This window comes from Paenibacillus sp. MMO-177 (assembly GCF_037147795.1).
Taxonomy (GTDB): domain Bacteria; phylum Bacillota; class Bacilli; order Paenibacillales; family Paenibacillaceae; genus Pristimantibacillus.
Map to the genome: position 1 here is coordinate 268,742 of NZ_JBBCUR010000005.1, position 12,443 is coordinate 281,184.

8 protein-coding genes are annotated in these 12,443 nt (G+C 51.3%); 2 read left to right on the forward strand and 6 right to left on the reverse strand.

Annotated features, from left to right (window positions below):
• Positions 1-17: 17 nt before the first annotated feature.
• Positions 18-1,412: an alpha-L-fucosidase gene (locus tag WFK81_RS19385; RefSeq protein WP_336788032.1), complete on the reverse strand. Its 1,395-nt coding sequence runs from the start codon at positions 1,410-1,412 to the stop codon at positions 18-20.
• Positions 1,413-1,530: 118 nt separating this feature from the next.
• Here WFK81_RS19385 and WFK81_RS19390 point away from each other — a divergent pair, with 118 nt between their 5' ends.
• Positions 1,531-3,789, forward strand: coding sequence for a helix-turn-helix domain-containing protein (locus WFK81_RS19390; RefSeq protein ID WP_336788033.1), 2,259 nt, complete (start codon positions 1,531-1,533; stop codon positions 3,787-3,789).
• Between the two features lie 78 nt (positions 3,790-3,867).
• On the opposite strand, the gene WFK81_RS19395 is transcribed toward WFK81_RS19390, so the two are convergent.
• The 5 genes from WFK81_RS19395 to WFK81_RS19415 all read right to left on the reverse strand — a co-directional run bounded on the left by WFK81_RS19395 (position 3,868) and on the right by WFK81_RS19415 (position 11,793).
• Positions 3,868-5,505: an ABC transporter substrate-binding protein gene (locus WFK81_RS19395; RefSeq protein WP_336788034.1), complete on the reverse strand. Its 1,638-nt coding sequence runs from the start codon at positions 5,503-5,505 to the stop codon at positions 3,868-3,870.
• A 41-nt stretch (positions 5,506-5,546) separates the two neighbouring features.
• On the reverse strand, positions 5,547-6,455 hold the full coding sequence (locus tag WFK81_RS19400) for a carbohydrate ABC transporter permease (RefSeq protein WP_116393804.1): 909 nt from the start codon (positions 6,453-6,455) through the stop codon (positions 5,547-5,549).
• A 53-nt stretch (positions 6,456-6,508) separates the two neighbouring features.
• The gene (locus WFK81_RS19405) at positions 6,509-7,438 is read right to left on the reverse strand and encodes an ABC transporter permease (protein ID WP_442956081.1); all 930 of its coding nucleotides are present in this window, start codon (positions 7,436-7,438) and stop codon (positions 6,509-6,511) included.
• Positions 7,439-7,774: 336 nt separating this feature from the next.
• On the reverse strand, positions 7,775-10,645 hold the full coding sequence (locus WFK81_RS19410) for a family 78 glycoside hydrolase catalytic domain (protein WP_336788036.1): 2,871 nt from the start codon (positions 10,643-10,645) through the stop codon (positions 7,775-7,777).
• Positions 10,646-10,785: 140 nt separating this feature from the next.
• Positions 10,786-11,793: an aldo/keto reductase gene (locus WFK81_RS19415; protein WP_336788037.1), complete on the reverse strand. Its 1,008-nt coding sequence runs from the start codon at positions 11,791-11,793 to the stop codon at positions 10,786-10,788.
• A 231-nt stretch (positions 11,794-12,024) separates the two neighbouring features.
• Between WFK81_RS19415 and WFK81_RS19420 the strand changes: the two genes are divergently transcribed.
• Complete coding sequence (locus tag WFK81_RS19420; RefSeq protein WP_336788038.1) at positions 12,025-12,438, forward strand: hypothetical protein; 414 nt, start codon at positions 12,025-12,027, stop codon at positions 12,436-12,438.
• The last annotated feature ends 5 nt before the right edge of the window (positions 12,439-12,443 follow it).

Sequence of the window (12,443 nt, forward strand, 5' to 3'; positions counted from 1 at the left end):
TTCCTTCCCTAAGAGATTTACGCGCGAATCCGGAAGACATGCGCGATCGGCGCTTCCTTAGCGGAGCGCTCCGAATCCGGCAGCCGAACGGCTATGCCGCTTTCGGTACGGCTGTAGTCAAGCCGCTCCTCACTGCCGACCAGTTCGATGCTTCCCGCTTCTCCGTTCCAAGGAACATGAATCTCCTCCGGAACCGGCTCGCTTGCGTTCTTGTACAGATGAAACGCATAAACGATGCCGTTTTTCTGCGTAAAGCAAGTATTGCCCACCGTATACGGCTCGCAGATTCGACTGCCGTAAATCGCTTCACCGTAAACGTTCAGCCACTGTCCCATTCCTTTCATTCGGGCGATCGCGGTCTCGGGCAATCTGCCATCCGGCTGAGGGCCGACGTTAAGCGCCAGGTTGCCGCCTTTTGCCACAATTTCGATGAGCAGCTGGATGAGCTGACGCACCGATTTGTAACGGTCCTCGTAACGGAAGGAGAACGACGTGCCCATCGTGATGCAGCTTTCCCATGGGACATGGAGCGCCCGTTTCGGCAGTGTCTGCTCGGGCGTGATCAGGTTCTCGTAAGGCCCTCCGACAGTCCTGTCCGCCGAGAGCAGCCAAGGCTGTATTTGGCGCGCCTTCTCTACTACTTCTCCCAGCCGGATATTTTGTTTGCGGTAATCGTTCACCCAGCCGGCGTCGAGCCACAGCACGTCGATACGCCCGTAATTCGTCATCAGCTCCATGATCTGCTCATGCGTAAATTGCACGAATTTCTCCCACAGCCACGGGTATTCCGTGGGATCGTAGCTCGGCCCTCTGGATGTCTTCGTATCCGGGCGTATTCCCGGCGTCCAATAATAAGGTGAATGCCAATCCGCTTTGGAGAAATAGGCGGAGATGCCGAGCCCTTTAGCCCGGAATGAGTTGAACAGGTGCTTCACGATATCCGCATGCTTATGCGTATGGAACGGACATTCTTGCCCCGTAATGCGATAATCGGTCGTGCGCGTATCCCACATGCAGAATCCGTCATGATGCTTGGTAGTGAAGTTCAAATATTTGAAGCCGCTCTCCGCCGCAAGCTCGGCCCACAGCTCGGGCTGGAAGCGAAGCGGATTAAACGTCTTGTTCAAGGCAAAATATTGCCGCTTCAGCTCTTCCGAATCGATATCCCAATCGATACCGTCCCGGGACCAATCCCCATCCTCGTCGCTTAACGCCCAAGATTCCACCAGGCCGAGCTGCGAGTAAGGCCCCCAGTGCATCATCAAGCCAAGCTTCTGATCCTTGAACCATTCGAGCCGCTCAAGCAGCAGGGGATCTTCCGGCTTCACCCAGCTCTCCTCGCTGCTGTAGTTATGTACCCCTTGTTCAACCGCTTCTTCATGTACGGCAGTTGCCTGTTCCTTCTCGCTCATTCTATTTCCTCCTAAAAAACCATTCTTTCAAACCGATGGACGTTGTATAATAGATTTAATTTTCAGATATTTAAGTTTTGTAAAAGAGATAGATCACCGTTGTCAGGGGGCATACCATTTGAACCGGAACTATTTCAAGTCCAAGCTTTTTCTGAAATACACTTGGTCTTATTTATTTATCTTGTTGATTCCTTTGATTTTCACTTCGATCTTTATTTATGAAAACGCCTCGCACCGTCTTCGTTCCGAAATCGAACGATCCCATCTTGACCAGCTGACGCAAGCCAAGACCATCATCGACGGACGAATGAAGGAACTGAGCGAGATTGCGGTCCGCATCTCCTACGACCACAGGCTCGCCTCTTACCTCGTGCACGACCCGCTTCATAGCGGAGAATCCATTGAAGCGCTGGACCAATACAAAGCGACAAGCTCGATCATCGGGGAGCTGTACTTGTATTTCCACAAGGACGACCGCATCTATTCCAGTGAAGGGATGAACCATTTCGACGTATTCACGAGCAATCTTTTGTTTCAAAATTGGAATAAAGACGCGGTATACCAGGATTTGAACAACGTCAAGTTCCCGACGATGCGGCCTGCCGATATCGCAAGCAACTCTTCCGGCCGGAAACAATCGATGCTCGCCTATCTGATTCCGATCAAACCCAATAATCCGAATCCGTATGGAACGGTCATGTATTTGATCCAGAAATACGAGCTGACGAGCCTCATCGATTCCATACTAGGCAACTATCAAGGCCAGACGTATATTCTTGATAACCAGGGGCAAATTCTGGTGGATAATCTGCAAGGAGAGACGTTATCCGATACGGACACCCGTTCTTTGTTTGGCCATTTGACCCCGGGTATTCAAAAGCATGTCCTGAACGGTCAGGAGCATTCGATCGTCTCCGTTCAATCCCCGGTTAACGGCTGGACCTATGTGACCATCATGCCAAGCAAACAGTTCTTCAGCAGCGTCCTGCATGTCCGGAGCTTCATCGTTATGTTTCTTATCTTTGTTGTGGCCGCCGGGGCGGCAATCGCGCTATTGCTTGCTCGAATGCAATACCGGCCCATTTCGACGCTGGTTGAGTTCGCTGCATCCAAGAGCAGCAAGCCTCTTGGCCGTCCCGGCGAGTCCCGCAACGAATTGGACCGGATCCGGACTACGCTTCTCGAATACAGTGCGAGGGCCGACCTGCAAGAGCCGTTCGCCCGCCATCATCTGCTCTCCATGCTGCTCCGTTTCGGCAGCTCCCGGATTCTGACGCCGGAGCTAAGAGAGGTACTGGACCTCCGGTTCGACCGTTCCCTTCACTTCGTCATGGTGATTGGCTGGATCAGCAACGAAAAAAACAACGTGTTGGAGCATCAGGAGATACTGGAGCTGCTCACGCATATTGAATTGCCGAATCTGAACGGCCACGGGTACGGAGTTGAGCTTTCCCAATTAGGCCAAATCGGCGTCCTGGTCTGCTTCGACCCGGATGAAGCTGCCGGCGAATTCGAACACAAACAGCTTATCGTTGAAGCCTTGCGCAGCCATTTGATGGAATCCTGCCGCATTCAACCGGTCATTGGCGTCGGCACGAGCTATTCCGGTCCGGATGGGCTGAATCAAAGCTATATTGAAGCGTGCTCGGCCTACGACATGAGGGTGTTATCCAGCACCGGTTCGGTGAATTATTTCGAGAAACAATCGGTTGCGACGGATCAAACCTTCTGGATTCCGAACAATACGTTGTTAAAGCTCTCCCAGAGCTTAAAGCAAGGCAGCTTCGAAGTAGCGTCGCAAATGATCCAGTCGGCCATCCTAAGCTTACGGCAGTCCGAGCTGTCCACGCTGCTCATTCGCTGCATCGGCATCGATCTGTTGAATACCATTCTGAAGACCGCGTCAGAACTCGATAACAAGCGGCTGATTCAAGAAATCGCGCCGCAGATGATCTCTGGCCAGCCGCTTGACGAACTGGAACGCAATCTCCTTCATTTGGCTTCCCGGCTATGCGAACAGGTTGAGCAAGCCAACCAGAAGGAAGAGCAATCGCTTACCGACCGGATGATCGCTTACATCGAAGAACATTTCGCTGACAATGCCCTTAGCCTTGAGACGGTCGCTTCCGAATTCAGCCTGTCTCCGTCCCACGTCAGCCGCTCCTTCAAGGAGAAGATGGGCGTGAACTTCGTCCAATACATCTGGCAGAAGAGGCTGGAAGAAGTGATGCACCAGCTGAAGACGACGGACGATTCGCTCAAAGACATCATTATCCGGGTCGGCTACGTGGACGCGCCCAACTTCATCCGCAAATTCAAGAAGGAGACCGGCTACACGCCGGAGCAATACCGCAAAATGTTCTCGTATGTTCAATGAGGAAACCTCTATCGAGCCCCTTATTCTATCGCGGTAAAGAGGCAGAGGGCCAATATTATCGGCCTGGCCTTCTGGCCTTTACTTGCCCGACTTCCAGCGGTCGTACGCGCCTTGATAGACTTCCGCTATCCGGTCTCCGCCCATCTTTTTAACCTGTGCCAGGTACTTGTCCCAACCCGACATCGGCTCTTGTCCCGTCACGAATTTCGCTTCCATCTGCTGAACGTAAGTGTCCAGGTCGGACAGCAAGGACGTAATTTCGCTTTGCTCGTCATTGGTCAGATAAACGTTAGGGAACGGAGCATTGCCGATTGGCTTCAGCTTTTCTTCGCTTTCCTTTTGAATCCAATTGTCGAACTCGGTTGTAAGACCATTCGTTAATTCGTTTATTTTGATGCCCGGAGTCAAGATTCCATAGTTCGGCGTAAGCGTGCCTCTGTAATCTTCGCGCTCCTGGCCGTTCGGAAGCTCTACCCACTCCTTCTCGTGAGTATCCTTATTCTTGTACTTCCAGAGCATGCCTTCAGGTCCTTGGTTCATAAGCGTTGCGCCTTCGTAGCTGTATTGATAATCAACCCAGCGCATGGTCGCCTCAGGATTCGGGTCCTTGCTCGTGATGGCAAACGTTCCGTTGGCCGAGATGCCCGGATGCATGCCATAGACCGGCGTTCCCGCGATTTCGCTGCTAACCGGCGTCATAAGCGGATTATCCCCGCTAGGATCGCCGCCAAGCGTGAAGTAAGGGAAATAATCGTTAAACAACGCGATCTGATTATTCTGGCCTTTCGCTTTTTTCTGGTCGGAGGTCTGCGAGAAGGTCTCGTGATCCAGCAGATTCTCGTTCCACAAACGGTTCATGAACGTCAGGTAACCTTTGTAGCCCTCCTCTTGCGGAGAATAGTGAACCTTGCCGTCCTTGTCGGCATAAATCTTCTCGTCATACATGCCCCAGAATCCAAAGAAGAACATGCGCAGATCGTCCAGCTTCACGGAAGTGAGCGGTATTTCGTCCTTCTTACCGTTCCCGTTCGGATCCTCGTCTCTCACCCGCTTCAGGAAGTTGTACAGCTCCTCCGTCGTCTTCGGCAGCTCCGTCACGTTTAACGCCTTGAGGAACTTTCCGTTGTACCACATCGGACTGCGATACCAGATGGCCGACAGATCGATGTAAGGGAGAGCATACATATGTCCGTCAGGCGTCGTAAACGATTTGCGGATGTCCGGATGCTCGTCGAAAATTTTCTTGAGATTCGGCGCGTAGCCTTCGTCAATATACTTCTCGAGCGGAATAAGCACGCCTTGGGTTCCGTACGTCACCTGTTCAGCCGGCGTCAAATCCGGAGCGTAGAGGACATCCGGCAGGTCTCCGCTCGCGAATACGAGGTTCTTCTTCGTGGAGAAGCTGTCGAGCGGCGTTAATTGGTAGGTGAACTTGATATTCGTCAGCTTTTCCATTTCCTTTAACGCCGGCATGGTGTTCCAGTCTGCTTTGCCCACGTCCTGCGACATCATCTTAAGGGTGATCGGCTTGTCAACGATAGGAAAGCCGTCTTTTTTTACGCCGCTATCGGTAGAAGCCTGAGGTGAAGAAGAATTTGCAGAAGAGGATGGCGAAGCGGAATTGTTGTTCTCATTGGAAGAGCTGCAGGCAGCCAGCATGCTGGCTGTCATGGTAACGCTGAGAATAACGGATGATGCCCTGGAAATCCTGTTCATGCAATACACACTCCCTTTTTTAGTTGAATGATATGGGAAGATCAGCCCTTAACGGAACCGATCATTACACCCTGGACGAAATAACGCTGCAAGAATGGATAAATGACGATAACCGGAATCGTAGCAACGATAATGACGGCATATTTGACGAGCGCCGCAATCTCCGCCTTGCTGTTCATAGCCGTTGCCGAAGAGATGTCGATCGCGCCGCCTCCTTGCGCCCCCATCTCCTGAAGAACGAGGATTTGACGCAATACAAGCTGCAGCGGATACTTTCCGGCCTCGTTCAGATAAATCAGCGCCGAGAAATAGCTGTTCCAGTTGCCCACCCCGTAAAACAACGCCATTACGGCGATGATCGGCAGCGAGAGCGGCAGAATGATTCTGAAAAACAGCCGCATATTCGAGCAGCCGTCAATCTGCGCCGCTTCCTGCAGCTCCTTCGGAATGGAGCTTTGAAAAAAGGTGCGGGATACGATTATATTCCAGATGGACGCGGCGGACGGAAGAACGATCGCCCACATCGAATTCATCATGCCTAGTTCCTTCACGAGGAGATAAGTTGGGATCAGACCGCCGCTGAAGAACATGGTAACCATAAACATGCCCATGAAGAAGTTTCTCCCGACGAAATCCCTGCGGCTTAGCGCGTAAGCTGCAGGCAGCGTCACGAACAAGTTGATCGCCGTCCCAACTACCGTATAGATGATGGTATTTTCGTAGCCAATCCATATATTGGTGTTCTTGAACACCATCTTGTAGCCTTCTAACGTAATGCCTTTCGGCCACAGCCACATCTCTCCCGAAGCCACGGCCTTCGGATCGCTGATGGATGCGCTGATCATATACACCAGCGGATAGAAAACGATCAGAAAGGCGAGAAAAACGTACAAGTAATTGCAAGCGAGAAATAGTTTATCGCCCCTGCTCTCTTTAATGCCATGGAACATGCGTCTCCAGCCTCCTTCTTCGTAAGCATTCACTTTACCACAAGCTGTTCTCGCTACCACAAACTGTTCTCGCTCGTCCTGCGAACGATCTGGTTTACGGCTATCAGCAGAATGGCGTTTATGACGGAATTAAACAGGCCAACCGCTGCCGAGAAGCTGTATTGGGCATTCTCCAGACCGGAACGGTAGACGAAGGTAGCGATGACGTCGGAAGACTCCATATTAAGCGGATTTTGGAGCAGCAGGATCTTTTCGAACCCAACCCCAAACAAGCTCCCCATGTTCAAAATAAGCAAAATGGTCATCGTCGGAATCAAGACGGGTATATTAATGTGGCGAATGCGCTGGAACCGCGAAGCCCCGTCGATAATGGCTGCTTCATGAAGTCCGGGATCCACGCCGGATAAGGCGGCCAAATAAATGATCGTCCCCCAGCCCGCGCTCTGCCACACATTCGAGAATACGTACATCGTCTTGAACCACCTGGGATCGGTAAGAAATTCCGGCGTGCCAAAGCCAAGCCATTGAATGACATGAACCAGAATTCCGGTAGACGGCGACAGGAAAGATATGATCATCCCGGCCATTACGACAACCGATATGAAGTGAGGAGCATAGGTGACCGTCTGGGCCATCTTTTTGAAAAAGCCGTTGCGTACCTCATTAAAAGCCAGCGCCAATATGATCGGAATCGGAAAGCCAACCGCTAGATCGTAGAGACTGACGCTCAGCGTATTCCAGATCAAGTCCCAGAAATAATAGGAATGGAAGAACCGGTCAAAATGATCCACTCCAACCCAAGGACTTCCTACTATTCCTTTGGTCGGAATAAACGATTTAAACGCGATCTGGACGCCGTACATCGGCAGGTAACAAAAGATTAGAAAGTAGAAAAAAGCCGGTGCAATAAAAATGTACAATTCCCAGTTCTGCACGATCCTTCTTCCGAGCCGCTTGGTCGAAGTCCCGGATCGTAGCGCCATGCTGCCCGTTGCGGCAGCCTTCGAATCTTGCATCGGATCACCTCTTCCAAATGGGTTAAAGTGCTCTCGCCGCGAAGGAACGTTTGCTCGTCCTTGTCAGCGCTTACTTCCGAGGATAGAGCATGGAAGCGGCCAACGTAAATATGTCGTTTTCGTGAACATAAAAAGCACTACCCGACAAGGCCTTGGCGATGATGACAATCGCTTCGGACAATCGGACAATATGTTATTTTCGCAGCGGGATTAGGCGTTCAGCCTGTCCTTGTCAAGATTAACATATCCGTGAACAACCGAAGACAAAGAAAAGCCGGGTCAACAAGGACCCGGCTTTCATTATTATAAGGGCAGCTTTTTCGTTCTGACAATGGAAACATTCCCTGTTAAGGCTTCAGGCAGCTGAACATCAAGCTCAACATCCTCCGGAGCGGAGATTCGAAGGGACATGACGCCATCCTCGATGCTCCAGTCAACGTCGATGGTTCCTCCGTTAGGCAGCGGAACGGCGCCCCTTGCCCATTTCAAATCGCATGGAGCAGGTTCGATTCTCACTTTGCTCCAGCCGCTGTCCAGGCGTTTAACGCCAAGCACATTGCGTCCCAGGAAATAAGCAGGACCTGCCGACCAAGCATGGCAATGGCTGCGGGTAAGCAGATCGGCATTGGCGCGATTTTCCGTAAAATTCGGGTACATCTCCCAGCATGTCGTTGCATCGTTTGCGATCATCAAGCCGTAATTGCTGCGTATATCGTCAAGCATGGCCGGGATACGCCCCATCGCTTCCAGCGCTTCATAAAGGAAGAATGACATAAACGGACTGCCGATCTGAACAAACGAAGCCGGCGGCTGAAGAAGATAGGATTCCAGCTTCTTTTTGCGCTCCCCTTTAGCGATGCCGCACAATAGAGCAACAACTTGCGTCTGCATGCTGTAGATATCGGATCTGCGGCCGTCAGCATGAATACAATCGAGGTAAGCTCCCCGCTCTTCATCCCATAAATGGTCGTTTATGGCTTGCTCCAATAATACAGCAGCTTCTGTAAAAGATGCTCCTTCATCCGCTTTTCCTGCTTCGAAGGACATTTGTGCCGCCTGCCGGAGTGTCTTCGCCAGAAACAGATTCTGATGGGTAACGATCCCTTCGTTCGGCTGGTCAATCGGCGCCCAGTCGAGCAGATTCCAGCCCCTCATGTCGAGCAGCCCTTGCGCATTAACGCGGGTCAAATAATGTTCAAGCGTAAAGCGTACCTTAGGCCACATCTCCGCTGCAAAGGCCTTGTCTCCCGTATGTTCCACATATTCCATCGTTGCGAGTACCCAGAAGAACGTCCAGTTCGGAATGACGCTCGTCCAGCCGCTTGGTACCTGATCCATATAGAGGGGAGATCTGTCCTTCGAGCCCGGAACGAGTCGCAAGCAACGTTTAACGATATCAAGCTCGCCAAAAACATAATAGTTAACCAATGCCTCGTTGCGGCTGTCCCCTACCCAATAGGTCTGCTCATAGGAAGGGCAGTCCACAAACGTATCCTCCATACAGTTCCGGGTTGTATGCTGGCTGATTGCCCAGATGTCGTTCAGCAGCGGATCGGAGCTATGGAACGTTCCGGCTTCTACAACCGGATAAGTGCTTTGTACGATATAGACCTCATGCAGCTTAACTGGCCCTGCCGCTCCTCTTATGGTCAGCACCGCATAACGGAACCCGCGCCGGACCGGCGATTCGTATTGCTGCCGTCCTTCCCGGCAGACGTACCTGAACGTATTATCGAGACCAAACGTATGCTGACGAAAACCCGCTTTTAAATACTCAATACCGTATACATCCACAACCGTCCCTGCCGGAGCTTCAATCTTGAAGCCAAAAAAGCCGGTCCGCTGCTTGCCGAGGTCAATAACGAGCTCCGTATCCCCATCTTGGAAGCGCGGGATAACCGCATATTCCTGCGATGCCGTCAGGCAGGCATTGAGACCGGAAGGCAAGGCATACCGCTCGGCTTCCGGACGCCATACATTGGAGCCAAATACATCCTGCTCGGTATAATAAGCGCCGGCGAGAGGGCGGATCCAATCTTGGACGGATGCCAACTCCTCCATCGAAGCCGCTCCTGCCGCTTTTAAATAGTTCGGCTCGTTCCGGTCTATCTGCCTGTTTTCCCTTGTATCAATGTATTCGGTATCGTCAAACGGTCCGATAAGCAGCCACGGCGTCTCCCCGTCCGAATCCGGACAATGAAGCGAGAACTTCTGCTCCGAGTGGATCGCCATATGGTAAGCTCCCCCGTGATCGCCTTGGGTAATATCGAGCAGAAGGAAATGCTCGCCGGCTTCCAGCTCTGCTTCATAGTAACGCTCCGGATCGTTGCCATGACTCTTCCGGATCCGCTGCCCGTCGATCCAGAGCTTCTCGCCGCGGGATTGCAAAATGCCAAACGTCACTTGACCTGCTTCAGCCATTACAAGCTTCGTAGCGATGTAGCCCATATATTCAATGGGATTGGCATGCTCCACCGAACCGGGAACCATTGCGTTCCGAAGATCGATAGCTGCGGTCCAGGCCGGCGGCTTCACCCGCTGCAGGGACTCGATGCGGGAAGGATACAGCTTTTCTTCCGTCAGGAACGGGATGTCGCGGGGAATCAGCTTCTTCCACGGACCTTCCCCGACTTCAGCAACGTTAGCAGCCTGTAACCAGGAAGAATCGTCGTAGGTTGTCTCCGTCCAATCGCCATCCGATTCCCTTGCATCATAAATTTCCGCAAAGCCCTGCTGGCAGGACATGCGGGGAGCTGCGGAATGATGGCCTCTCAGCTTCTCCGTCTTCCAAGACGAATCCGTTGCTGCCAGCACGTCATCGCCTGATGCGATTTCCGCCAGCAGCCCGCCTTTACCCCGTAAATAATAGAAGTTGGTTACGCCAAAATGCAGCACAAGAACGGCAATCGTGTTCCTGCCGCCAGGCTGAAGCAAATGACCGATGGAATAGGTATCGTAAAATTGCTCCTCCGGCCAAGAACGGACCGGACCTCTGCCGATTTGCACCCCGTTCACATAAGCGACGTATCTCGAATCCGCGCTAATTCGCAGCTGTATATCGGAGGCTCCTTCCTCCGGCACGTCAAACGTTGAACGGAAGCAGCGCCATTCGTTGCGCGGGCTTTCCTCTTCCCCTCCCCAAATCCATCGAGCCTTCCAAGCCGAATGCTTCATCATCTTTTCCTCCTGGCCCTATTGAAATCATTTCCTGACTGCCTCTTCCACCGCAACCTAATTCGTTTTGGGCTGACTAAAAAACAAAGCTCCTTCGCATCCAGCTCATGCCGGCATTAGAGGGAGCTTTATTTTGTTTCTTATTTTCTGCCAAGGGCTTGCTGGATAAGCTCCACTTCCTGCGCAGTGAGCGGCTCTCCCGCTGCTTGCGCGTTGGATTCTACTTGGCGGGTATTTTTGAAGCCTGGAATGACGCATGCATTCGGAGACTGTGCCAAGGCATATTGAATGGCTGCTCTGACCAAATCCTGCGTTTCACTGCCGAAATGCTCTTTAAGAGGCTGAAGCTGTCTGCGGATCTCGAGCAAGCGTTCCTTGGAATAGGATTGGTTCGTTGAACGGATATCTCCTTCACCAAACTGCGGAGGATTCTCCGGATCGAATTTATCGAGCAGCAAGCCTTGAGCAAGCGGTCCGAACAGGACCATTCCTAGGTTTTGCTCTTCCGCCCAGCGGAACAGATTGGTGCCCTCCCGATCAAACTCATTGCCAAATGCATTGTAATGGAACTGCAGCACATCCGGACGGGTTACCGGACATACCCGCATAAAATCCGCATAGCTGTATGCCGATTGGCCAATCACGCGGACCTTGCCTTCCTTCTGAAGCTCGCGCATCGTATCGGCTGCTTCCTCCAAATAGCGGTCGTCCGGGCCAAAGTTCGTATTATGGAAATAATAGAGATCAATATGATCGGTTCCGAGATTCGTAAGAGTCTGCTCCAGCTGGTGGCGGATATGCACCGGCTGCATCGCGTTTGGAGCGGTTCCTCTGAACCACCCTACCTTGGAAGCAACAATCACGGAGTCGCGCGGAACATCTTTCAAGAACTGTCCGATAACCCTCTCCGAATGACCGTCACCATATACATCCGCCGTATCCAAATGATTAATGCCAAGCTCATGCGCTCTGCGCAAGCCGGCAAGAGACTCGTCGTCATTATTGCCGGACCATCCTACGGGTTCACCGTCCCGCCACGATGGCCCGCCAATCGCCCAGCAGCCCAGGCTAATTTCGCTTACCTTCAATCCGGATCGTCCTAGTACACGGTATTCCACGACTATCACCTCTAATTGAAATTTGAACATTTGATATAACATATGATTCAATCCATTATAGCATTAGAGATTTTACGGAATAAGAAGTGAAAAATTATTTACTTAGTTACTCCAGGATACTGTGGAATTGCGACAACGATTTGAGCAGCTTTTCTTTACATGCTTAGTGACTAAAAAAAGCCCCTTCTCACGAAAATTATAATTAGGACCAAAATGGGAGCAGCACCTTATTAACAATCCCCATTGCTAGGAGGGAAATTTATGACTGTCCAACTCGATGAAGCTATTAAACTCTCAACTCATAATAATCCCCATATTATTTCTATTATGGCCGAAATGATCAAAACGATGGAGAATGACGCCAAACTCAAAAAAGAAATCCTTTTTAAAGTTGACGAAATCAGTATGGAGATTTCCAGAAAAGATAAACTCTGTTACGACGTTGTCAATGCTACCCGTATTAACGGTGACTATTACAAAGCCAAGATGGTGTGGAAGCAATTTAGAAATGAAGTAGAACATGCCCTAGGAGAGCTGTATAAGCAAATTCAGCGGACAAGATACCCTGACGAGTGGAACGAGACCTATGAGCTCCTAAAGCGTAGAGCAGCTTTATATGATGATGAAGTGGAGAGATTAGAGCGGCAAGAAACCCGAATGCACAACCGAACATAATATGC

Bases quoted from the DNA above. Each gene is read 5' to 3' on its own strand.
- WFK81_RS19400 (WP_116393804.1), bottom strand. From the start codon at position 6,455: ATGTTCCATGGCATTAAAGAGAGCAGGGGCGATAAACTATTTCTCGCT.
- WFK81_RS19415 (WP_336788037.1), bottom strand. From the start codon at position 11,793: ATGTTCAAATTTCAATTAGAGGTGATAGTCGTGGAATACCGTGTACTA.
- WFK81_RS19420 (WP_336788038.1), top strand. From the start codon at position 12,025: ATGACTGTCCAACTCGATGAAGCTATTAAACTCTCAACTCATAATAAT.
- WFK81_RS19385 (WP_336788032.1), bottom strand. From the start codon at position 1,412: ATGAGCGAGAAGGAACAGGCAACTGCCGTACATGAAGAAGCGGTTGAA.
- WFK81_RS19395 (WP_336788034.1), bottom strand. From the start codon at position 5,505: ATGAACAGGATTTCCAGGGCATCATCCGTTATTCTCAGCGTTACCATG.
- WFK81_RS19410 (WP_336788036.1), bottom strand. From the start codon at position 10,645: ATGAAGCATTCGGCTTGGAAGGCTCGATGGATTTGGGGAGGGGAAGAG.
- WFK81_RS19405 (WP_442956081.1), bottom strand. From the start codon at position 7,438: ATGGCGCTACGATCCGGGACTTCGACCAAGCGGCTCGGAAGAAGGATC.